Annotated in this window: 20 protein-coding genes; 11 read left to right on the top strand and 9 right to left on the bottom strand. The window is 70.3% G+C overall.

What is annotated here, in order from left to right; all coding sequences use genetic code 11:
• Positions 1-52: 52 nt before the first annotated feature.
• Complete coding sequence (locus ACIBF7_RS28645) at positions 53-1,366, top strand: hemolysin family protein (RefSeq protein ID WP_148036923.1); 1,314 nt, start codon at positions 53-55, stop codon at positions 1,364-1,366.
• A 14-nt stretch (positions 1,367-1,380) separates the two neighbouring features.
• Positions 1,381-2,385, top strand: coding sequence for a tryptophan--tRNA ligase (gene trpS, locus ACIBF7_RS28640; RefSeq protein ID WP_148036924.1), 1,005 nt, complete (start codon positions 1,381-1,383; stop codon positions 2,383-2,385).
• 498 nt (positions 2,386-2,883) lie between these two features.
• Here the strand turns inward: trpS and ACIBF7_RS28635 are convergent, their stop codons facing one another.
• From ACIBF7_RS28635 to ACIBF7_RS28615, 5 genes are all read right to left on the bottom strand, one after another.
• A complete protein-coding gene (locus ACIBF7_RS28635; protein ID WP_271276608.1) occupies positions 2,884-3,024 on the bottom strand; it encodes a hypothetical protein in 141 nt (46 codons plus the stop codon).
• A 267-nt stretch (positions 3,025-3,291) separates the two neighbouring features.
• Complete coding sequence (locus ACIBF7_RS28630) at positions 3,292-4,083, bottom strand: SRPBCC domain-containing protein (protein ID WP_148036925.1); 792 nt, start codon at positions 4,081-4,083, stop codon at positions 3,292-3,294.
• On the bottom strand, positions 4,084-4,551 hold the full coding sequence (locus ACIBF7_RS28625; protein ID WP_397198551.1) for an SRPBCC domain-containing protein: 468 nt from the start codon (positions 4,549-4,551) through the stop codon (positions 4,084-4,086).
• A 127-nt stretch (positions 4,552-4,678) separates the two neighbouring features.
• On the bottom strand, positions 4,679-5,107 hold the full coding sequence (locus ACIBF7_RS28620) for a MarR family winged helix-turn-helix transcriptional regulator (RefSeq protein WP_397198550.1): 429 nt from the start codon (positions 5,105-5,107) through the stop codon (positions 4,679-4,681).
• Positions 5,108-5,136: 29 nt separating this feature from the next.
• A complete protein-coding gene (locus ACIBF7_RS28615) occupies positions 5,137-5,331 on the bottom strand; it encodes a hypothetical protein (RefSeq protein ID WP_397198592.1) in 195 nt (64 codons plus the stop codon).
• 101 nt (positions 5,332-5,432) lie between these two features.
• On the opposite strand from ACIBF7_RS28615, the gene ACIBF7_RS28610 reads away from it, so the two are divergent.
• On the top strand, positions 5,433-6,383 hold the full coding sequence (locus tag ACIBF7_RS28610) for a YihY/virulence factor BrkB family protein (protein ID WP_271276605.1): 951 nt from the start codon (positions 5,433-5,435) through the stop codon (positions 6,381-6,383).
• Here the strand turns inward: ACIBF7_RS28610 and ACIBF7_RS28605 are convergent.
• Positions 6,378-7,499: a D-alanyl-D-alanine carboxypeptidase family protein gene (locus ACIBF7_RS28605; protein ID WP_397198548.1), complete on the bottom strand. Its 1,122-nt coding sequence runs from the start codon at positions 7,497-7,499 to the stop codon at positions 6,378-6,380. The genes ACIBF7_RS28610 and ACIBF7_RS28605 overlap by 6 nt on opposite strands.
• Positions 7,500-7,588: 89 nt before the next feature.
• On the opposite strand from ACIBF7_RS28605, the gene ACIBF7_RS28600 reads away from it, so the two are divergent.
• Positions 7,589-7,807 carry an SCO4848 family membrane protein gene (locus ACIBF7_RS28600; protein ID WP_261809076.1) on the top strand — a complete coding sequence of 73 codons (219 nt, stop codon included), beginning with the start codon at positions 7,589-7,591 and terminating at the stop codon, positions 7,805-7,807.
• On the opposite strand, the gene ACIBF7_RS28595 is transcribed toward ACIBF7_RS28600, so the two are convergent.
• Both ACIBF7_RS28595 and ACIBF7_RS28590 read right to left on the bottom strand, forming a co-directional pair.
• Positions 7,784-9,130 (bottom strand): PP2C family protein-serine/threonine phosphatase, encoded by a 1,347-nt coding sequence (locus ACIBF7_RS28595; protein WP_187281629.1) that lies wholly within the window; start codon positions 9,128-9,130, stop codon positions 7,784-7,786. The genes ACIBF7_RS28600 and ACIBF7_RS28595 overlap by 24 nt on opposite strands.
• 60 nt (positions 9,131-9,190) lie before the next feature.
• Positions 9,191-10,579, bottom strand: coding sequence for a peptide ligase PGM1-related protein (locus ACIBF7_RS28590; RefSeq protein ID WP_397198547.1), 1,389 nt, complete (start codon positions 10,577-10,579; stop codon positions 9,191-9,193).
• Between the two features lie 506 nt (positions 10,580-11,085).
• On the opposite strand from ACIBF7_RS28590, the gene ACIBF7_RS28585 reads away from it, so the two are divergent.
• Complete coding sequence (locus ACIBF7_RS28585) at positions 11,086-12,321, top strand: M20 family metallopeptidase (RefSeq protein WP_397198546.1); 1,236 nt, start codon at positions 11,086-11,088, stop codon at positions 12,319-12,321.
• A 51-nt stretch (positions 12,322-12,372) separates the two neighbouring features.
• Here ACIBF7_RS28585 and ACIBF7_RS28580 read toward each other — a convergent pair whose 3' ends face one another.
• Entirely contained in the window at positions 12,373-14,259 is a 1,887-nt protein-coding gene (locus ACIBF7_RS28580; protein ID WP_397198545.1) for a Xaa-Pro dipeptidyl-peptidase, read from the bottom strand.
• 277 nt (positions 14,260-14,536) lie between these two features.
• On the opposite strand from ACIBF7_RS28580, the gene ACIBF7_RS28575 reads away from it, so the two are divergent.
• From ACIBF7_RS28575 to ACIBF7_RS28550, 6 genes are all read left to right on the top strand, one after another.
• Entirely contained in the window at positions 14,537-15,610 is a 1,074-nt protein-coding gene (locus ACIBF7_RS28575) for a BMP family protein (protein WP_148036934.1), read from the top strand.
• An 87-nt stretch (positions 15,611-15,697) separates the two neighbouring features.
• Positions 15,698-17,242: an ABC transporter ATP-binding protein gene (locus ACIBF7_RS28570; protein ID WP_271278913.1), complete on the top strand. Its 1,545-nt coding sequence runs from the start codon at positions 15,698-15,700 to the stop codon at positions 17,240-17,242.
• Positions 17,242-18,381 (top strand): ABC transporter permease, encoded by a 1,140-nt coding sequence (locus ACIBF7_RS28565; RefSeq protein ID WP_148036936.1) that lies wholly within the window; start codon positions 17,242-17,244, stop codon positions 18,379-18,381. The genes ACIBF7_RS28570 and ACIBF7_RS28565 overlap by 1 nt, the downstream gene beginning before the upstream one ends.
• Positions 18,378-19,640, top strand: a complete 1,263-nt coding sequence (locus ACIBF7_RS28560) for an ABC transporter permease (protein ID WP_397198544.1) — start codon at positions 18,378-18,380, stop codon at positions 19,638-19,640. Before ACIBF7_RS28565 ends, ACIBF7_RS28560 begins: the two co-directional genes overlap by 4 nt.
• The gene (locus ACIBF7_RS28555; RefSeq protein WP_148036938.1) at positions 19,637-20,032 is read left to right on the top strand and encodes a cytidine deaminase; all 396 of its coding nucleotides are present in this window, start codon (positions 19,637-19,639) and stop codon (positions 20,030-20,032) included. The genes ACIBF7_RS28560 and ACIBF7_RS28555 overlap by 4 nt, the downstream gene beginning before the upstream one ends.
• A complete protein-coding gene (locus ACIBF7_RS28550; protein ID WP_397198543.1) occupies positions 20,032-21,306 on the top strand; it encodes a thymidine phosphorylase in 1,275 nt (424 codons plus the stop codon). The genes ACIBF7_RS28555 and ACIBF7_RS28550 overlap by 1 nt, the downstream gene beginning before the upstream one ends.
• Positions 21,307-21,314: the final 8 nt, after the last annotated feature.

Here is a 21,314-nt window from a genome sequence, read left to right as displayed (position 1 = left end):
GGCTTGCCGTTCAGCATACGCGGCAAGAGGCCCGTATACGCTGCCAACCACCATGTTTGACACCGTCGCGGCCAACATCGCCGTGGTCCTGCTGTTCATCCTGATCGGCGGGTTCTTCGCCGCCGCCGAGATAGCCATGGTCTCGCTACGCGAGAGCCAGGTGCGCAAGCTCTCCCAACAAGGCCGCCGCGGCGAACGCGTGGCCAAGCTCGCCCGCGACCCGAACCGCTTCCTGTCGGCCGTGCAGATCGGCGTCACCGTCGCCACCATGCTCTCGGCCGCGTTCGGCGCCGACCGGCTCAGCGGGCAGCTCAGCCCCTTGCTCGAACGCTGGGGCGTGCCCGTCGCCATCGCCGGCGTGCTCGCCCTGGTGCTCGTCACCCTGGCCATCTCGTACGTCTCCCTCGTGCTCGGAGAACTCGCCCCCAAACGACTCGCGCTCCAGCGGGCCGAAGGACTGTCGCTGGTCGTCGCCCCGTTCCTCGACCGCCTCGCCGCCCTGTCGCGGCCCGTCATCTGGGCGCTGTCCAAGTCCACCGACGGCGTCGTCCGGCTGCTCGGCGGCAACCCGCAGGCCGACCGCGAGGAGGTCACCACCGAGGAACTGCGCGACATGGTCGTCGGCCACGCCGAGCTGACCCCCGACGAGCGCAACCTGATCGCCGAGGTGTTCGCCGCAGGCAAGCGCCAGCTCCGCGAGCTCATGCTGCCGCGCACCGAGGTCGAGTTCATGGAGGCCGACACGCCGCTGGCCGAGGCGGCGGTGCTGGCCGCCGCGCTGCCCCACTCGCGCTTCCCCGTCTACCGCGAGTCCTACGACGAGGTCATCGGCTTCGTGCACGTCAGGGACCTGCTCGACCCCGTGCTCACCGGCCGCACCGAGCCGCTCAGCGAGCTGGTGCCGATCCGGCCGGCCAAGTTCGTGCCCGCGTCCAAGCGGCTGCTCAACACGCTCTCCGAGATGCGCGACGAGGGCCAGCACATGTGCATCGTCATCGACGAGTACGGCGGCACCGCGGGCATCGTCACCATGGAGGACCTGGTCGAGGAGCTCATCGGCGACATCAGGGACGAGTACGACGTCGAGGACCAGTCCGTGATCCTGCCCGCCGGAGTGATGGAGATCGACGGGCTCACCAACCTCAACGACTTCGCCGACGAGACCGGCATCCGCCTGCCCGACGGCCCGTACGAGACGCTGGCCGGCTTCGTCATGGCGATGCTCGGGCGCGTGCCCGAGGTGAACGACGTCGTCGAGGCGAGCGGCTTCGACCTGACCGTCATCGAGCTCGACGGCCGCCGGATCGCCAAGGTGCGGGTGAAACGCCGCCCTGTCGTGGAGTCGCCGCCCGAAGCGGATACCTGACACAATTACCTGTCATGGCCAGACCTCGTGTTCTCTCCGGCATCCAGCCCACCGCGGACTCCTTCCACCTGGGCAACTACCTGGGTGCGGTTCGTCAATGGGTCACGTTGCAGGAGACCCACGACGCCTTCTACTGCGTGGTGGACCTGCACGCGATCACCGTGCCCACCGAGCCCGCCGCGCTGCGCCGCCGCACCCGCGTCGCCGCGGCCCAGCTCTTCGCCGCCGGGCTCGATCCGGAACGCTCCACCGTGTTCGTGCAGTCCCACGTCCGCGAGCACTCCGAGCTGGCCTGGATACTCAACTGCCAGACCGGCATGGGCGAGGCCGCGCGGATGACCCAGTTCAAGGACAAGTCGGCCAAGTTCGGGGAGAGCGCGGCCAGCGTCGGCCTGTTCACCTACCCGATCCTGCAGGCCGCCGACATCCTGCTCTACCAGGCCAACAGCGTGCCCGTCGGCGCCGACCAGAAGCAGCACCTGGAGCTCACCCGCGACCTCGGCCAGCGCTTCAACCACCGCTTCGGCGACACCTTCACGATCCCCGAGCCGTTCATTCTCAAAGAGGTCGAGAAGATCACCGACCTGCAGGACCCGTCGGCCAAGATGTCCAAGTCCTCCTCCAGCCCCGCGGGCATCCTGGACGTCCTGGAGCAGCCCGGGCCGCTGCGCAAGAAGATCATGCGGGCGGTCACCGACACCGAGACCGAGGTCCGCTTCGACGAGGAGGCCAAGCCGGGGATCTCCAACCTGCTGCGCATCCAGTCCGCGCTGACCGGCACGCCGATCCCCGACCTGGTCGCCCGCTACGCCGGGCAGGGTTACGGGACCTTCAAGAAGGACGTCGCCGAAGCGGTCATCGACGCCTTCACCCCGATCCGCGAGCGCACCGAGAAGCTGCTGGCCGACGAGGCCGAGCTGGACCGGATGCTGGCTTCGGGCGCGGAGCGCGCCCGTGCGGTGGCCCGGCGCACCATGGCCGAAGTCCGCGACCGGGTCGGCTTCCTCCCGGGCGCCTAGCCGGCACCCCACCGCTCTTCCCGGGGCGCCTCCGGCGCTTCACCCCCGGTCGCTCCGCGACGCCCCGGCCCAAACTATCAAGCGCCTCCGGCGCGACAAGGGCTTCGCCGACAGCCGCTTCGCGGCGACCAGCTCAGGCTGTCCTTCCCAAGCGCGCCTCCGGCGCGCGAAAGGTCCTCGCCCCCGGCGCTTCGCGCCTCCACAGCTCGGGCGTCCCCCCAGGAGCTGTCGCCCCTCCCTGCCCAGAGGCGTTGGGATCGGGGTTTCCTGGCAGGGGACGGGCAGCAGAAGTCGGTTGATGTCCTGAGGCCGGAAGTGAACCTGCGCCCACGGCCGAGAGATACGTCACCAGGCGCGTGTCATCGCCGGGCATGGACGACCGGTGCCGTCTGCTTCGCGGACCTCGACGCGGATCGGGCACTGCCGCAGGTTCAGGAGTTGGTCGATGAGCACGGCGAACGCTTCCTGACTCCACGGTGGCGCATACGGCTCCAGCTCTTACGTCTGCCCATCGACCGTCACGGTCATGGCTCCGTCGTCGGCGATCGTCATCACGACGTGCGGGAGCACCACGGGCACCTCACTCTCGCGGTGCGCAGGCGGCTGGTCGGGGGTGCGCTTGTATCGGTGGCGACCCATCAGGGGTCTCTCCGGGCACAGAACAGATGCACGCACGACGCCCCTCCGGCGGATACGCGAAGGGGGCGCGCACCCCGTGGGAGCGCCGCGCGCTCCTCAGGCGGGAATCCAAGCCCCTGACGGGTCCATCGAGGGAGAACGACGTCGACGACCTGCCTGACCCGGAACTTCAGACGGCTGCACACGTAGCCCGGGAGGAAGGCCCGAGCTTGGAGCCGAGTGCGCGCACGTCGTCGATCGCCACACCTCCTCGACCGCACCGAGCCGTCAACGTGCGGCGAGCGAGCGTCGCAGACCGTCGAGCAGCTGGTTCCACCCCGGCTCAAGCCCTGCGGTCATCGGGGCCGCCTCAGCGCGGACCTCGGACACCACGATACGGAGGCGGACCGTCGTCATCCCGTCCTCCTCTGTCAGCGACACTGTGTGACGGGCCGAGAAGAGCGGCACTCCGGTGGCGTCGACCGGGGCGAGCGTGAACACCAGTTGCCGGCGCGGCCGCACCTCCACGACCCGGCCCACGGACTCGTAAGTCGCCCCATCCCCCTCGTGCAGCACGAAGCGGATCGGCGTGCCCTCCTGCGGCGCGATGTCGAACACGTCGACGTGGAAATGACGAGGCGCCCACCACTGTGCGGCCTGCTCGGCGTCGGTCCAGGCATCCCACACCACCGCCGCGGGAAACGGCAGCTCCCGCTCGAAGGTGAGGACACGGGCACCGTCGTCGCCAGGCCGGCGAGCCTCCTCCCGCCCGATCGACGCCTCGTAGCTCTCAAGCACGGCGTCATCCGGGTCGGGCACGGCGAGCCGCCCGAAGAACGACGAGAGCATGGACATGGATGCGCGGTCGAGTCGAGCGACCCGCCTGCGCCCGAGCTTGTGCACCCGGATGACGCCGGCAGCCTCGAGCGCCTGGATGTGCTTGGTCGTCTGAGGCTGCAGCGCGCCGATGCCCTCGGCGACTTCGCCGACCGTACACGCGCGCGTCGACAGCAGCTCCACGATGCGGAACCGGGTGGGCTCGGCGATCGCCGCGAGCATGGGCTGGATGCCCTCGCTCATTCAGCTCTCCGCGACGAGGGCCGCCAGATTGTCCAGCTCGTTGGCGCGCCCCGCGAGCAGCCGCTGCGTCCACACCTCGTCATGCATCCGCTCGACCTGCATGACGATACGCGTGCCGCCCTCGACGGACGAGAGCTCGACGACCGTCAGATGCTCGTACGGCTCATGGTCGGGCACGAAGTCGACAACCGACTGGTAGGCGAGACGGTGAGGTTCGGCGATCTCGGTGAAGTACTTGCGGGACTCGGTCGAGAGCGGCATCCCGTGCTGCTCCATGAAGGCGATCTGCTCCGGCGCCACCGCCGTCATGGTGTAGACCAGCTCACCGCCCGGCGTGAGGTCAAGCTTCGTGACGTCAGTGCGGAAGCCCTCTGGCGCCCACCACGACGAGATGCCCTCCGCGGTCGTCCAGAGCTCCCAGACGCGGGCAGGCGATGCGGCAACGATTCGTTCGATGTTCTCGGTCATGCCGTTGAGAATACATTCGTCTAGGCGAATATTTCAAGGCGACCTTCGCGCGTACTGACTCATCTCTCGTCGCAGCCGAGCGCGACCGCCGCACGGACCCCGCCATCGACCAGCGGCATAACGCGCGTCAGGGGGCGAAGGCGGCGCGGATGGCGGCGGCGAGCTGTCGCTGGATCGGGTCCGCCGAGGACCCGAACAGCAGGTCGTCGACGTCGCCGATGGCCTGCTCGGCCGCCGCCAGGAGCCGCCGCCCCTCGGGGGTCAGCTCGATCGTGGACGCCGAGCCGGCGCGGGCGTTGCTGTCGCGTACGAGGCCGGCGGCGACCAGGGCCTTCACCGCGGAGTGCACGCTCTGCACGGCGGTGCCCGACATGCGCGCCAGGTCGCTGAACGACACGCCCGGCACGGCGGCGATGTGCCCGAGCAGCCCGAGCCGGGTGACGGTGAGGTCGAGCGGCGCGAGAGCGGCGCCGAGCTCGGTCTCGACCCGGCGCGCCAGCGTCAGCACGATGATGGAGGGGCTGATGGGCGGCGGAGAGCCCTTCTCGGTGGTCACCCTTCCAGTTTCCCGCCCTGCGGCCCGTGTCAAGCCGGAGTGGTCCACAGCGCGGAGACGGGCAGGCAGGCCATGCCGTCACCGAAGCTCAGCGACTCGGGCCCGCAGTAGAGGACGAACCCCGCTTTCATCCGGTCGCCCAGACGGCGCCGCAGGAGGCGGAGGCCGCGGAAGTCGTCGCTGCGCACGGTCTCCGCCGCCTGCAATCCGCCGAAGATCGACAAAGGCCCGCCAGGTCCCTGAGAGGTCCGTCCAACGGGAAATCCCCCGGCGCGGAATGATCGCCGAAAGGATACGAACGTCGCCTCCAGGGCAGGTCTGGGGCGTGAGCGTGAGCCTGACCGAGCGGATCCGGTCCATCAAGAACCGGGCCAGGCGGATGGTGGAAGGCTGGCGCGTGCGCAGGCCGTCCGTCGACCACCTCATCAAGACCGTCCAGCGCTACCAGGCGCAGTCCGGCGACCGGCTGGCGGGCGGGGTGACGTACTTCGCGTTCCTGTCCTTCTTCCCGCTGATCGCGCTGGCGTTCGCGCTGCTGGGGTATGTGGTGACGGTCAGCGCGACGGTGGCGGGGGCGCTGGAGACGGCGATCACGGAGCGGCTGCCCGGTCTGGCGGGGCAGCTCGACCTGACGGCGATCAAGGACGCCAAGACGACCGCGGGCGTCATCGGCCTCCTGGGCCTGCTGTACGCGGGGCTCGGGGCGGTGGACGCGCTGCGCGGGGCGTTGCGCGAGATCTCCATGACCACCTCGCCGGCGTTCTCGTTCGTCAGGGCCAAGCTGCGCGACCTGGCGTCGCTGCTCATGCTGGGCGTGACGCTCATCGTGTCGGTGCTGGTCGGCGGGCTGGCGACGCAGGCCACCACGATGGTGGCGAACTTCCTGTTCGGCGGCAGCTCGCCGGTGGTGACGGTGCTGACGGGGCTCGTCGGCCTGGCGGGCAGCGTCGCCGCCGACTGGGTGCTGTTCATGATCGCGCTGGGCTGGGTGGCCAGGCCCGTCCAGCCGTTCCGGGTGCTCGCCCGGGGCGCGCTGCTCGGCGCGATCGGGTTCGGCGTGCTCAAGCAGCTCGCCTCGCTGCTGCTCGCCGGGACGCTGTCGAACCCGATCTACGGCGCGTTCGCGGTCATGGTCGGCCTGCTGCTGTGGATCAACTTCTCCACCCGGCTCATCCTGTACGTGGCCGCGTGGACCGCCACGGCCGGAGGCGCCCCGCCGCCCGCGCCCTCGCCCGTGCCCTCGGCGGGCACGCCGGAGCCGGCCGGGCCGTCATAGCCTCCTGCGCCTGCGGCGGATGCCGTAGCCGAGCCAGACCAGCCCGAACAGCAGCCCGCCGCCGATCACCACGGAACCCATCGTGCGCGTGCTCGCGTCCTGCTCGGACGCGGCCGCGTCCATCATCGGCTTCCGGCTGGGCGACGGAGTGGCGTGGGACGTGGCGACCGGCGCCGCCTGCTGGGCCGGCTCGTCGGGCAGCGGGTCGACGAGCCGGCCGACCGGCGTCGCCTTGCCCCGGGCGGCGAAGCCCCAGTCGAGCAGGTCGGCCACCTCTTCCCAGAAGTAGCCCTCGTGCTTCATGATCGACACGATGATCGTGTGGCCGTCGCGGGTGGCCGCGCCGACGAACGTGCTCTGCGCCTTCGTCGTCCAGCCGTTCTTGACCCCGATCATGCCCTTGTAGCGCCAGAGCAGCTTGTTGTGGTTGCTGATCTCGTACCACTTCTTCGGCGCGGGGAACTTGGCCGTCTTGGTGCTCACGTACCGCCGGAAGTCCTTGTCGGACAGGCCGGATCTGGCGATGAGCGCCAGGTCGTAGGCGGAGCTGCTCTGTCCGGGCTTGTCCAGGCCGCTGGGCGTCTTGGCCACGGTGTCGTTGGCCTGCAGCCGCTTGGCCTCGTCGTTCATGTCGCGCATGGTCTTGTCGAGGCCGCCGTTCGCCTCGGCCAGCGCCATCGCCGCGTCGTTGCCGGACGACATCATCAGGGCCTTGAACAGGTCGTCCACCGTGTAGATGGGCCTGGTCTGCAGGCCGACGGCGCTGCCCTCCTGGTTGACGGCGTTGCGGCTCGGCCTGACCTTGAGGGTCTTGTCGAGCTTGGGGATCAGCGTGGCCGCGGTGAGCATCTTGAGCGTGCTGGCCGGGCGGTAGCGGCCGTGTGGGTCCTTCGCCGCCAGCACCTGCCCCGTCTCGTGGTCGGCGATCACGTACGCGGTCGCCTTGGTCTTCGGGGGCGCCTTGAACCCGACGGGCTTGATCAGGCCGCGACCGGCCAGCAGGTCACCGCCGACCGGCGGCGGCGGGGTCGGGGTCTGGGTCGGGGCCGGGGACGCCTGGGCCGCCCCGGTGAAGGTCACCGCCACGAGGAGTGCCGTGACTGGCACCAGTTTCATCCACATCGCGAACTCAGCGTAGCTTCGTGTTGTCGCTCATGTGCCGACACATCCCCTGAAGATCCGCTTCAGACGCTAGAGAGATGGTCATGTCACGAAAGATCGCTGGATTCCTCATCGCGCTCGCCGCGTTCATGATCTTCGAGTGGATCAACCTGGGATTCAACCTCCAGGACGGGCACGAGACCGGCTTCTACGTGGTGCACGGCATCCTGATCGCCGTCAACATCGTGCTGGCGATCGTGCTGGGCGTCATCGGGTGGCGCGGCCTGCGCGGGCGGCGATCAGGAGGCCTTGGCGAGCAGTAGCGCGATGTCGTCGCGCTTGTCCGTCGGCCGCTGCGCGTTGATGATCAGGTCACAGATCCGCTCGATCCCCCGGGGCGGACCGCTGAGCAGCGTGCACAGACCCGACAGGCCCTGGTCGATGCTCTGCTCCCTGCTCTCCACCAGGCCGTCGGTGTAGAGGGCGAGCAGGCCGCCCGGAGGCAGGTCGACGGTGCAGGTCTCCCACGTCTCGACGTCGACGCCGAGCGGCAGGCCCGGGACGACGGGCACCGTCGCGGCCTGGCCGGCGGGTTCCACCAGCACCGGCGGCAGGTGTCCCGCGCTGGCCATGGCGATCTTGCCGGACGTGCGGTCGTACGTCGCGTACAGACAGGTCGCGATCTGGTCGGAGCTGAGCTGCTGGGCCACGTGGTTGAGCCGGAACAGCAGCTCGGACGGGTCGAGGTCCAGGCTGGCCAGCGTCTGGGTGGCGGTGCGGAGCTGGCCCATGGTCGCCGCGGCGCGGATGCCGTGGCCCATCACGTCGCCGACCACCAGCGCGGTGCGCTCCGGGGTCACCGGGATCACGTCGAACCAGTCGCCGCCCACCTCGGCCAGGTCGCTCGCCGGCAGGTAGCGGTAGGCGATCTCCAGGCCGGGGGACCGCTGCAGGCCGGTCGGCAGGAGGGAACGCTGCAGCATGAGCGCGGTGCGCCGCTCGCGCTCGTAGAGCCGGGCGTTGTCGATGCAGATCGCGGTCCGCGCGGCCAGTTCCTCGGCCAGCGGGACGTCCGACTCCTGGAAGGGCTCGCTGCAGTCGCGGCGCAGCAGCACCAGGAACCCGAGCACGTTGCCCCTGGCGAGCAGCGGCGCCACGAGGAAGGAGCTCCCGGGCAGCAGCCTGGCGATGATCGGCCGCTGGAACGCCTGTGCGTTCTCCTCGCCGACGGCGCGGTCCAGCCTGGGCACGAGCACGGTCTCGCCCGTGGCCATGGCCTGCCCCTGCGGCAGGTACGGGGGATAGACGCAGACCTCGTCGACCGGGAACGCGTCGTCCCACTCCCACGGGTTGTGCGTCGCCACCGCCGTGGACACGCGTCTGACCAGGGCCGAGCCGTCCTTCGCGCGGGCCGGGAACTCGCCTTCGGTGATGAGCCGCTCCTGCACCATGACGCCGCCGGTGTCGGCCAGCCGGGGGATCGCGACGTCCATCAGCTCGCGGCACGTCTGCTGGAGGTCGAGCGTGCTGCCGATGCGGCTGCTCGCCTCGTTGAGGAAGGCCAGCCGCTCCTGGGACGTGGCGGACGCGCTCAGACGCAGACCGGCGCGGCTGCGCGGGTCTTTGATGACGAAGTACGGATTCACCGGAGCGCCCCTCCAGCCCATACGTGACTTCGTTTATTAATGCACAGAATCGGTGAGGAATCAGCCACAGAGGGCGCGTCGGGTCCGGCGGTGCAGCTCGTCCGCCTGCTCGCGGGAGTCGGCGATCGAGGTGAAGCCGAGCTTGCCGTGCTCGGGGATGGCGCCGAGCAGGTGGAAGACGTTGCCGGTGCGGCTGTCGTGGTCGAAGCCGAGTCCGAGCCGCTCGGCCTGGCGCAGCACCTGCCCGGGGGTGCGCCCGCGCAGGCAGTCGGCCGCGCAGTTGTCCGTGGCCGTGTAGTACTTGGGCCGGCCCTCGGCCATCAGCAGCCCGGTGCCGGGGTCGTACGTGGCCCCGGTCGTCAGCAACGCGGCCCCGTACGGGTGGGTGGTGCCGCCGATGCGCAGGTTGATCTCGCACAGCAGCGCCGCGTAGCCGGCGTCGGTCTTCATGGCGAAGAAGTCCATGCCGAACAGGCCGATCACGCCTTTGGCCGCCAGCGCTCCGGCTATGCGCCCGGCGCAGTCGCCGACCTCGGAGCGGTACTCCGGCGCGGCCGGGAACATGCAGCCCTGGTAGACGTGGTTGTTCGGGCCGCCGAGCACCTGGTCGTGGGTGGCGACCACCTCGTAGTCGCCGCCGGGGGAGATGCGGGCCAGCGCGCTCGGGTGGTAGAGCGGGCGGTGCTCGATGAACTCCTCGACGACCGCGCCGCGCTCGCGCACCTTGGCGGCGAAGGTGGCCCAGGTCTCGCCCTCGGCCGCGAAGCTGGTGCCCCGCAGGTCGCCCCTGGGCACGATGGCGTTGCCGAGGCCGGAGTAGGCGTCGTTCAGCTTGACGATCAGACGCTCGCCCGGCAGCGACTCGATCGCGTCCTCGATCTCGGCGAGCGTATAGAGGTCGCGGAAACCGCGGGCCATCGGCACGCCCGCCTCGGTGCCGATCTCCCGGGAGCCGCTCTTGGAGCCGTAGTAGGCCAGCGACGTGGCCGGGCCGTAGAGGGGAACGCTGAGTAGCGAGGCGAGCCGTTCCTCCAGCTCGCTCAGCACGAAGGGGACCAGCCAGGCGTCGCCGTCGATCGCGGCGCGCAGCCGCTCCAGGACATCGGGACGGGAGAGTAACGTCCGGGTGAGGGGCTGCGCGTCCGGGGTGTCGAGGCTGATCAACGTGAGCCGCTTGGCGGCTTCCTCCGGATCGGGCAGGAATCCCAAGTAGTAGTCGACGATGGCCGGATCGATCGGCGCGGACGACAGGTAGATCACATTGACCGCGGGCTCGCGTAGCGTCAGCAACAAGAAGAGCAGACGCTCCTCGTAGCATCGCGCGCCCGTGATGCGGCGGAGCTCATCCTGGGGCAGGGAGAGCGAAGGTACGACCACCAGGGTGCCCTGGCCCGGCTCGAAGATGCTCAACCCGGCATACTTCTCCCCGAACGGGATGTTAGTGATCATATAGCGAGTGAAACACGCAATTCTCCCAAATGCAGCCAGCGCGGTAGTGTTATCGCCATGGCTGAAGGTGACGCGATTCGGAATCGGTCACCACGTTTGGGAGTGGCGGCCGCGGGTCATGATCTAGTGATCCCTTGTGACTATTTTCAGGTCAGTTGACCTGTCACTCTCCGTGACCGTCCATGGTTACGGGCATGCCGTCGGCTAACTTTTGGTGTAGTCGTCAGCGCGAAGCCTCGTGAGAGGGATAAAGTCGGAGCATCGCCAGGTTCCACGGCCGACCGCTGTGATCCGGGCTGTGGCGGTTGTCCTCAACAGGCGACCGAGAGTCGTGCCCCGCGCTGACGATCCCCGAAGACCTCCGGGTGTGCGGCAATCTCGATTCGCCGGACGGCTGCTCCGATCGAACAGCCGACCACAGTTGGGACAAGTACTCGATACGGCGCTATTGGCCGTGTGATTTCCGGGTAGTCGACGGCGCACGGCACGGGACGGGATGGTGACTGATGCAGGGGCGTGAGCTTCGAGGGGAACTCGACGCGTTCCTGGTGGAGACCGAGCAGGATCTCGTGGCGTTCCGCCGCGACCTGCACATGCATCCTGAGCTGGCCTTCGCCGAATACCGCACGACCCAGCGGGTCGCGGAGCGGCTCGTGGCCGCCGGGCTGACCCCGACGGTGCTCCCGCGTGGCACGGGTCTCATCTGCGACGTGGGAAGCGGCGACGGCCCCACCATCGCGCTGCGCGCCGACATCGACGCGCTGCCCCTGCAGGACGAGAAGGGCGTGCCCTACCGTTCGACCGTCCCCGGCGCCTGCCACGCGTGCGGCCACGACGTGCACACCACGATCCTGCTCGGCGCCTCGCTCTTCCTCGCCCAGCAGGCCGCCGCGGGGCTGCTGCCCGGCCGGGTGCGGCTGATCTTCCAGCCCGCCGAGGAGCTTCCCGGCGGCGCGCTCGAGGTCATGGCCCAGGGCGGCATCAGCGGCGTCGACCGCATCTTCGGCCTCCACTGCGACCCTCGCGTCGACGTCGGCCAGCTCGGTCTCAAGAGCGGCCCGATCACCTCCGCCTGCGACAAGGTCGTCATCCGGGTGTCCGGCCCCGGCGGCCACACCGCCCGCCCGCACCTCACGGCCGACCTGGTCTTCGCGCTGGCCAAGGTGCTCACCGAGCTGCCCGCCGCGCTGTCGCGCCGGATCGACCCGCGCTCCTCGCTCAGCCTCGTCTGGGGCCGCGTCGAGGCCGGCACGGCCGCCAACGCGATCCCCGACGGCGGCGTGGCCGAGGGCACGGTCCGCTGCCTCGACGAGGACGCCTGGCACGCCGCCCCTGACCTGATCAAGACGCTGCTGGAGTCGGTCGCGGGCGCGTACGGCATCGAGGCCACGATGGAATACACCCGCGGCGTGCCGCCGGTGGTCAACGACGAGGGCTGCGTGCAGATGCTGTCCGAGGCCGCCGAGCGCGCCCTGGGCGCGGGCGCCGTGGTGTCCACCCACCAGTCGCTCGGCGGCGAGGACTTCGCTTGGTACCTCGAGTCGATCCCGGGCGCCTTCGCCCGGCTCGGCACCCGGTCCCCGGAGAGCGGCGTCACCTACGACATCCACCAGGGCACGTTCGACATCGACGAGCGGGCGATCGCGATGGGCGTGCGGGTCATGGCCACGACCGCGCTGACCGCGCTGTTCGAGAGCACCCACGTGCCGGCCGCTGACGAGATCACCTCGGCGCTGGCCTGACGAGACACGGTCCGGCGGCGGGAGACTCCGGTCTCCCGCCGCCGTCCCATGTCAGGAGATCCGGCCGAAGACCACCGGCAGCCGCAGCGACGAGCGGCCGGGCGACAGCGTCACCTCGGTGCCCGCCGGGTAGCGCAGGGTGTAGTCGTGGTCGGTCGAGATGATCACGACGCCGATCCTGTGCCCCTTCTTGAACAGGTAGTCCTGGGGCTGGAAGTCCCAGGTGAAGCTGTACTCCTTGCCCGCGCGCACCGGCTCCGTCCGGTCGGCCCGGTTCCGGTTGCGCACGTCCAGCCAGCCCCGGGTGACGATCTTGTACGCGGTCTCGGCCGTGCCCAGCCGGCGCAGCACCGTGCAGCCGGTGTCACCCGGCACGCCCTGGCCGTAGCAGTACTCCTCGCCGGTCGACAGCAGCCTGCCGTCGGGCCGCGTGTCGGTGCCGTAGTCCACGAGCAGCGCGGTCAGGAACGGCGAGGAGCCGTTCTTCAGCGAGGCCCGCACGGTGACCTCCGGTGTGCCGGAGATCCGCACGTCCGTCGGCAACGCCCCGGTGAGGTAGGCCAGCCGGTTCGGGTCGGCGGCCGGGGCGGTCTCCACCAGCTGCTCCGCCGTGCGGGTCTTCTGGTCGACGAACGACTCGCGCGCCGAGAGCGGTCGCGGCAGCAGGCCCAGCTTCGCGTCCGAGCCCATCCACAGCCGCACCGGCGCGGTGCCCGGCAGCGGCCACGACCTGTGCTGCCCCCACTGACCGGCCGCGATCTCCACGTCGGCCTGCGGCTCACGCATGATCCCGCTGTCGATCCCGTACAGCCAGTGGTCGAACCAGCCGTGCAGCTGGCGCAGCCACTCGGCGGTGCGCAGGCTGAACGGGTTCATGTGGGTGCCCTGGTGCAGCCAGATCTTGCGCGGCACCTTCCGCTCGGCCAGCGCGTACCACCACTGGGCGGCCTGCTTGGTCTTGACGTTCCAGTCGTTGAGCCCGTGCACGAGGAAGACGCTGGCCCGCACCTTGCGCACGTCGTTGAGGTAGTTGCGGTCGTCCCAGAAGTCGCTGTAGTCGCCGGTGACCCGGTCCTGGGCGGCGGTCAGGTGGTCCATGACCGGGCCGCACACCTCCTGGCCGTTCTCCCTGGTGAGCACGTACTTGGCCAGCACGTCCGCGTCCTCGCCCTGGAACCCGCCGGGCGCGACCACGCCGCCGTTGGCCCGGTAGTAGTCGTACCAGGAGGAGATCGCGGCGATCGGCACGATCGTCTCCAGGCCCTTGACGCCGGTCGCGGCCACCGCGTTCGGCAGGGTCCCGTTGTACGAGACGCCGATCATGCCGACCTTGCCGGTGGACCAGGTGGCCTCGACCGGGTTGCCGGCGGCGTCGAAGGCCTTGGCGCGGCCGTTGAGCCAGTCGATGGCGGCCTTGGGCCCGGCCGTCTCGTTGCGGTCGCCGGTGGTCGGGCAGCCGGTGGCGCGGCCGCTGCCCAGGTTCTCGACCAGGGCGACGGCGTAGCCGCGGGGCACGAAGTAGTTGTCGTAGTAGGAGTCGAACGGCTCGCTCGACAGCTTGGACTGCCCGCGCAGGGTGCTGGGCAGCGGGTTGCCGTGCTCGTCGACGTCCACGACGTGGTTGGCGACGTCGTTGCCGCCCGCGTAGTACGGGCTGGCCTCCATGATGACCGGGACCTTGAGTCCCTGGTCGGTCTCCTTGGGCCGCAGGATGTCGACGGCGACCCGGTCGGGGCTGCCGTCGTCGTCGCTGTCGGTGCCGGCCACCTCGACGAAGACCGTCTGTTTGATCGCGTCTGCGCGGGAGAAGACCGGTTGGGTCGCGCCTCCCTCGACCTTGACGGCGGGGGTGTCCGCCGATGCCGCGGGCGGCGCGGACGCCATGGTGAGCACCATGGCCGCGGCCAGCGGCACGGCGATTGCCTTCCAGGGGTGCATGCAGGACTCCTGAGTGGTTGCCCCGGTTGGGGGAATGCCCTGTCATGATCGATCCCCTCGGACCGGATGGCGAGGCCCAAAATTGGGCAAAGCTTCCGGACGTGGGTGAGGGCGCGGCCAGGTCACAGTCCCGCTTGAGGTCGATAACGGAGCGGTTGCGACCCTGTGTGCCGGTTTGGTATGGCCTGGTCAACCAACTATCTTCCGTGCAGGGTTGCCGTGCATTTCTTCGCGCCTGCGATGAAGTTTGACGGCCGGGGAAATGGAAGGAGTCGCCTTGCTCAGCAAGCGATTCGGCAGGTTGGCGACCGGCACGCTGGCCGGTGCCATGCTCATGGCGGCCGCGGCTTGTGGCGGCAGCGGCAGCGGCGGGGAGACGACGGCGAGCACCGCGCCGTCCGCGGACAGCAGCAGCGCCCCCGCGGGTGGCGCGCTCAAGGTCGGTCTCGCGTTCGACATCGGCGGACGCGGCGACAAGTCGTTCAACGACGCCGCCTACGCGGGCCTGGAGAAGGCGAAGGCCGAGCTCGGCGCGGAGATCAAGGAACTCAGCCCGGCGTCCGACGGCTCCAACCGCGGCGAGCTGCTGACCCAGCTGGCCGACGCGGGCTACAACCCGATCATCGGCGTCGGCTTCGCCTACGGCGAGGACATCAAGAAGGCCGCCGAGGAATACCCGGAGATCCAGTTCGCGGTCGTCGACTCGGCCTCCAACGCCACCAACGTGACGGGTCTGCTCTTCGCCGAGGAGCAGGGCTCCTACCTGGCGGGCGTCGCGGCGGCGCTCAAGGCCGAGAGCGGCCACGTGGGCTTCGTCGGCGGTGTCGAGAACGACCTGATCAAGAAGTTCCAGGCGGGCTTCGAGGCCGGCGTGAAGTCGGTCAAGAGCGACGCCAAGATCGACGTGACGTACCTCACGCCCGACGGTGACTTCACCGGCTTCCGCGCCCCCGACAAGGGCAAGGTCGCGGCCGAGAAGATGTACCAGGACGGCGCGGAGATCGTCTACCACGCGTCCGGCGACTCCGGCCTCGGCGTGTTCCAGGCGGCGGCCGCGGCCAAGAAGAAGGCCATCGGCGTCGACTCCGACCAGCGCCAGACGGTCAAGGAGACCAACCTCCAGGAGGTCATCATGACCTCCATGCTCAAGCGCGTCGACGTGGGCGTGTTCGAGTTCGTCAAGGCCTTCCAGGGTGGCGCCAAGGGCGGCACCGACGTGATCTACGACCTCAAGGTGGACGGCGTCGGCCTGTCCACCACCGGCGGTGAGATCGACGACATCGCGGACAAGATCGAAGCCGCTCAGAAGGACATCGTCGACGGCAAGATCACGGTCCCGACCAAGCCGTGATCTGAGGAATGCCTCCCCGAGGGCCCGGCGTCCCCTGACCCGGGCCTTCGGCCTGTATCTGCCAAGGAGAGATCGAATGAGCGGCCGATGAACGCCGAGACCGTCGCCGCGGTTCCACCAGCCGTCCAGCTGGAGGGCATCACCAAGCGCTTCCCCGGTGTCGTGGCCAACCACGACGTCAGCCTCACCGTCGACGCCGGAACGGTGCACGCGATCGTGGGGGAGAACGGCGCCGGCAAGTCGACGCTGATGAAGATCCTCTACGGCATGCAGAAGCCGGACGAGGGCACAATCAGGGTCAACGGCGAAGAGGTCGCCTTCCGCACCCCCAGCGACGCCATCGCCGTCGGCATCGGCATGGTCCACCAGCACTTCATGCTCGCCGACAACTTCACGGTGCTGGAGAACATCGTGCTGGGGGCCGAGCCCGGCACGGCCGGCGTGCTCGACAAGGCCGGCGCCCGCCGCCGCATCAACGAGCTGGCCGAGCGCCACGGGCTGCGGGTGGACCCCGACCGGCTCGTGGAGGACCTGGGCGTCGGCGACCGCCAGCGGGTGGAGATCCTCAAGGTCCTCTACCGCGGCGCGCGGATCCTCATCCTGGACGAGCCGACCGCGGTGCTCGTGCCGCAGGAGGTCGACGAGCTCTTCGACAACCTGCGCGAGCTCAAGGCCGGCGGCCTCACCGTCATCTTCATCTCGCACAAGCTCGACGAGGTGCTCAGCATCGCCGACGCGATCACCGTGATCCGGCGCGGCACCACGGTCGCCGGCGTCGACCCCGCGGGCACCACCGCCCGCCAGCTCGCGGAGCTCATGGTCGGCAGCGAGCTGCCCACCCCGGAGACCCGCGAGTCCACGGTGACCGACACCATCATGCTCAAGGTGTCCGGCCTGACCATGGAGGCGCAGGGCGGGCGGCGCCTGCTGGACGAGGTGTCGTTCGAGATCCGCAAGGGCGAGATCGTCGGCATCGCGGGCGTCGAGGGCAACGGCCAGTCCGAGCTGATCGAGGCCATCATGGGCATCCGCCAGGCGCGCGGCGGGCTCACGCTCGGCGCCGAGGACATCTCCGCCTGGCCCACGCTGCGCCGCCGCGAGGCGGGCATCGGCTACATCCCCGAGGACCGCCACCGCCAGGGCCTGCTGCTGGAGGCGTCCCTCTGGGAGAACCGCGTGCTCGGCCACCAGACCAGGCCCCCGGCCCGCCGCGGGTTCTGGATCAACCGGCGCGCGTCCAGGGCCGACACCCAGCGCATCGTCGAGGCGTACGACGTCCGCACGCCCGGCGTCGACACGCTGGCCCTGGCCCTGTCGGGCGGCAACCAGCAGAAGCTCATCGTCGGCCGTGAGATGAGCGGCGAGCCGAAGGTGCTCATCGCCGCCCACCCGACCAGAGGCGTCGACGTGGGCGCGCAGGCCGCCATCTGGGAGCACCTGCGCAACGCCCGCGCGGCCGGGCTGGCCGTGCTGCTGATCTCGGCGGACCTCGACGAGCTGATCGGCCTGTCCGACACGTTGTACGTGATCTACCGAGGGCGGCTCGCCGCCCGGCTCGACCCGTCCGGCGTCACGCCAGAGCGGCTGGGCGGATACATGACCGGTGCCATCACCGGCACTGAGGAGGCGTGATGCCCGCGGGGCTCTTCAGGGCGCTGCTCACCGTCGCCGGCGCCGTCGCGGCCATCGTGCTGGCCATCGGCATCTCCAGCGTGGCGATCGTCGCCGTGGGCGCCAGCCCGGCGGACGCGTTCGCCGCCTTCCTGAACTTCGGCGCCACCGAGAAGGCCGTGTCGACCAGCATCGCCGACATGCTCAACCGGGCGGTGACGCTGTTCATCGCCGGGCTGGCGGTGGCCATCGGCTTCCGGATGAACCTCTTCAACATCGGCGTCGAGGGCCAGTACCGCATCGCGGCCATCTGCGCCGCCTTCGTCGGCTCGACGTTCGTCGCGCCCGCGCCGATCCAGATCACGGTGATCATCATCGTGGCGGCGGCCGCCGGCGGCCTGTACGCGCTGATCCCGGCCGTGATGAAGGTGACCCGGGGGGTGAACGAGGTCATCTCCACGATCATGCTGAACTACATCGCGATCAACCTGGCCGCGTTCCTCGTCCGCGGCCCGTTCGCCGGCGAGCGGGCGGAGGGCCAGCTCACCACGAGCACGCCCGTGCTGCCCGAGTCGGCGTGGTTCCCCAACGTGAACGTGCTGCTGGAGATGTTCGGCCTGCCCGCGCCGCGCGGCGACGGCCTGTGGGGCTTCCTGATCGTGGCGATCCTGCTCGGCGTCGGGATCTGGCTGGTGCTGGAGCGCACCAGGTTCGGCTTCGAGGTCAAGGCCAGCGGCCTCAACGCGCCGGCCGCGCTCGCCTCCGGCGTCGACCCGAAGCGGATGGTCATCTCCGCGATGGTGCTCTCCGGGGCGGTCGCTGGACTGATCGGCCTGCCCGAGATCCTCGGCGACGAGCACGCGTTCGGCTCCAACTTCACCCCGGGCCTCGGCTTCCTCGGCATCGCCGTGGCCCTGCTGGGCCGCAACAAGCCCGCGGGCATCGCGGTGGCCGCGCTGCTGTTCGGCTTCCTCGACCGGGCGCAGGGGCCGCTGCAGTTCGCGGACGTGCCGCCCTCGGTCATCACGATCATGCAGGGCACCATCGTCCTCCTCGTGGTCATCGCCAACGAGATCACCAGCAGGATCGCGCTGCGGCGCGAGGAACGGCGGGCCGCCCAGGCGCTCGGCAGGAACACTCCCGTTGAGGTGGCAGCATGACCAGGACCCGCAAGTACCATCTGGCGCTCGTCGGCGTCGCCGCGGCGATCCTGCTCGTGGCGCTGATCCGCCTGATCACCGGAGCCAACGAGATCACCTCGTCCGGCACGTTCGCGGCCGCGCTCATGCTGGCGGTGCCGATCGGGCTGGCCGGGCTCGGCGGCCTGTGGGCGGAGCGCGCGGGCGTGGTCAACATCGGCCTCGAAGGCATGATGGTGCTCGGCACGTGGTTCGCCGGCTGGGCCGGCTACCAGTGGGGCCCCTACGCGGCGCTCGTCGCCGGGCTGCTCGCGGGCGCGATCGGCGGCCTCATCCACGCCATCGCCACCGTCACCTTCGGCGTCGACCACATCATCAGCGGCGTGGCGATCAACCTGCTCGGTCCCGGCGTCACCCGGTTCCTGTCCGAGGTGCTCTACAAGGAGGGCAGCCCCGCCAACCAGGCGGGCGCGGGCATCACCACCTCGCCCGCGATGTCGTCCGCGGCGCCCGAGCTGAGCCTGCCGCTGCTGTCGGACGGGCCCGACTGGCTGGGCAGCCTGGAGAGCACCAGGTGGTTCCTGATCGGCGACGTGGCGGGCATCCTGCGCGGGCTCACGCACAACGTGAACGTGCTGGTCATCCTGGCCGTGCTGATGCTGCCGCTGACGTTCTTCGTGCTCTGGCACACCTCCTTCGGGCTGCGGCTGCGCTCCGCGGGCGAGAACCCGTGGGCGGCCGAGTCGCTGGGCGTGAACGTCTACCGGATCAAGTACATCGCGGTGGTCATCTCCGGCGCGTTCGCCGGGCTGGGCGGCGTGTTCCTGGTCTTCGTCAGCACGAAGTACGTCGAGGGGCAGACGGCCGGGCGCGGCTTCATCGGCCTCGCCGCGATGATCTTCGGTAACTGGCGGCCCGGCGGGCTCGCGGCCGGCGCCGCGCTCTTCGGGTACGCCGACGGCCTGCAGTTGCGCAGCCAGGGGGCGATCACGTCCTTCCTGCTCCTGGGCGCGATCCTGCTGCTGATCTACCTCGGCGTCAGGGCCCGCCGGGCGGACGGGCTGTCGGCGCTGACCGTCAAGGACTACACGGCGATGGGCGCCGCCATGGTGGGCGCGGCCGTGCTCTTCTGGCTCTGGCTGACCGTCGACCGGCTGCCGAACGAGTTCGTCTTCATCACGCCGCACGTGCTCACGCTGCTGGTGCTCCTCGTCGCGTCGCAGCGGCTGCGGATGCCCAAGGCCGACGGCGTACGCTACCGACGGGGGGAACAGCATTGAGCATCGACTGGGAGTCACTGCGCGCCGAGGCCGCGGAGGCCATGCACCACGCCTACGCTCCATACTCGAAGTTCCCGGTCGGCGCCGCCGCGCTGGTCGACGACGGGCGCGTGGTGACCGGCTGCAACGTGGAGAACGCCTCCTACGGCGTGGGGCTGTGCGCCGAGTGCGGGCTGGTGTCCGCGCTGCAGGCGTCCGGCGGCGGCCGGCTGGTGGCCTTCACCTGCGTCGACGGCCACGGTGAGCTGCTCATGCCGTGCGGGCGCTGCCGTCAGCTGCTGTGGGAGTTCGGCGGCGCCGACCTGCTGGTCGAGACCGTCGACGGGCCCAAGCGGATGGCCGAGATCCTGCCGTACGCCTTCGGCCCCGACGACCTGTCCCGGATGGCGTGATGGACGTCATCGAGGTGATCGTCGCCAAGCGCGACGGCGGCGAGCTGACGGCCGCCCAGATCGACTGGGTGATCGACGCCTACACCAAGGGCGCGGTCGCCGACGAGCAGATGGCCGCGCTGGCCATGGCGATCCTGCTCAACGGCATGAACCGGCGCGAGATCGCCGGCTGGACCGAGGCGATGATCCGTTCCGGCGAGCGCATGGACTGGTCGGCGCTCGACCGGCCCACCGCCGACAAGCACTCCACCGGCGGCGTCGGCGACAAGATCACGCTGCCGCTGGCGCCGCTGGTCGCCGCCTGCGGGGCCTACGTGCCGCAGCTCTCCGGGCGCGGCCTCGGCCACACCGGGGGCACGCTCGACAAGCTGGAGTCGATTCCCGGCTGGCGGGCCTCGCTGTCCAACGACGAGATGCTCGGCGTGCTCCGCGAGGCGGGCGCGGTGGTCTGCGCCGCCGGGTCCGGGCTCGCGCCCGCCGACAAGAAGCTGTACGCGCTCCGCGACGTCACCGGCACCGTCGAGTCCATCCCGCTCATCGCCTCGTCGATCATGTCCAAGAAGATCGCCGAAGGCACGGGCGCGCTGGTGCTCGACGTGAAGGTCGGCTCCGGGGCGTTCATGAAGACCCCGGAGCGCGCCCGCGAGCTGGCCGAGACCATGGTGGCGCTCGGCACCGACGCGGGCGTGCGCACGGTCGCGCTGCTCACCGCCATGGACCGGCCGCTGGGCCGGGCCGTGGGCAACGCCCTGGAGGTCGAGGAGTCGGTCGAGGTCCTCGCGGGCGGCGGGCCTTCCGACGTGGTGGAGCTGACCGTACGGCTCGCGCGGGAGATGCTGGAGGCGGCCGGGATCTCCGGCAAGGACCCCGCCGACGCGCTGGGCGACGGGTCGGCGATGGACGCCTGGCGGCGCATGATCGCGGCCCAGGGCGGCGATCCGGACGCGCCGCTGCCCCGGGCGGGCGAGACGATGACCGTCGAGGCGCCGGCGTCCGGGGTGCTGTCCCGGCTCGACGCCTACGCGGTGGGCCTGGCGGCCTGGCGGCTCGGCGCGGGCCGGGCGCGCAAGGAGGACCCGGTGTCGGCGGGCGCGGGCATCACCCTGCACGCCAAGCCCGGCGATCCGGTGCGCCAAGGGCAGCCGCTGATGACGCTGCACGCCGACGAGGCGGCGCGGTTCGAGCGGGCGCTCGCGGCCCTGGACGGCGGTTACGAGGTGGGCGAGACCGCGGGGGAGCAGTTGCCCCTCGTGATCGGCCGCGTCACCGCGTAACGGCAGGG

Origin of the sequence: Nonomuraea sp. NPDC050478, from assembly GCF_044458265.1 — a bacterium.
Taxonomy (GTDB): Bacteria; Actinomycetota; Actinomycetes; order Streptosporangiales; family Streptosporangiaceae; genus Nonomuraea; species Nonomuraea ferruginea.
The sequence above is the reverse complement of the archived record's forward strand: the minus strand, read 5'-3'. Positions and strand labels throughout refer to the sequence as shown.

Excerpts from the sequence above, each read along its gene's own strand:
- ACIBF7_RS28645 (WP_148036923.1), top strand. The coding sequence starts at position 53 with ATGTTTGACACCGTCGCGGCCAACATCGCCGTGGTCCTGCTGTTCATC.
- trpS (WP_148036924.1), top strand. The coding sequence starts at position 1,381 with ATGGCCAGACCTCGTGTTCTCTCCGGCATCCAGCCCACCGCGGACTCC.
- ACIBF7_RS28635 (WP_271276608.1), bottom strand. The coding sequence starts at position 3,024 with ATGGGTCGCCACCGATACAAGCGCACCCCCGACCAGCCGCCTGCGCAC.
- ACIBF7_RS28630 (WP_148036925.1), bottom strand. The coding sequence starts at position 4,083 with ATGAGCGAGGGCATCCAGCCCATGCTCGCGGCGATCGCCGAGCCCACC.
- ACIBF7_RS28625 (WP_397198551.1), bottom strand. The coding sequence starts at position 4,551 with ATGACCGAGAACATCGAACGAATCGTTGCCGCATCGCCTGCCCGCGTC.
- ACIBF7_RS28605 (WP_397198548.1), bottom strand. The coding sequence starts at position 7,499 with ATGAAACTGGTGCCAGTCACGGCACTCCTCGTGGCGGTGACCTTCACC.
- ACIBF7_RS28600 (WP_261809076.1), top strand. The coding sequence starts at position 7,589 with ATGTCACGAAAGATCGCTGGATTCCTCATCGCGCTCGCCGCGTTCATG.
- ACIBF7_RS28590 (WP_397198547.1), bottom strand. The coding sequence starts at position 10,579 with ATGATCACTAACATCCCGTTCGGGGAGAAGTATGCCGGGTTGAGCATC.
- ACIBF7_RS28585 (WP_397198546.1), top strand. The coding sequence starts at position 11,086 with ATGCAGGGGCGTGAGCTTCGAGGGGAACTCGACGCGTTCCTGGTGGAG.
- ACIBF7_RS28580 (WP_397198545.1), bottom strand. The coding sequence starts at position 14,259 with ATGCACCCCTGGAAGGCAATCGCCGTGCCGCTGGCCGCGGCCATGGTG.
- ACIBF7_RS28570 (WP_271278913.1), top strand. The coding sequence starts at position 15,698 with ATGAACGCCGAGACCGTCGCCGCGGTTCCACCAGCCGTCCAGCTGGAG.
- ACIBF7_RS28565 (WP_148036936.1), top strand. The coding sequence starts at position 17,242 with ATGCCCGCGGGGCTCTTCAGGGCGCTGCTCACCGTCGCCGGCGCCGTC.
- ACIBF7_RS28560 (WP_397198544.1), top strand. The coding sequence starts at position 18,378 with ATGACCAGGACCCGCAAGTACCATCTGGCGCTCGTCGGCGTCGCCGCG.
- ACIBF7_RS28550 (WP_397198543.1), top strand. The coding sequence starts at position 20,032 with ATGGACGTCATCGAGGTGATCGTCGCCAAGCGCGACGGCGGCGAGCTG.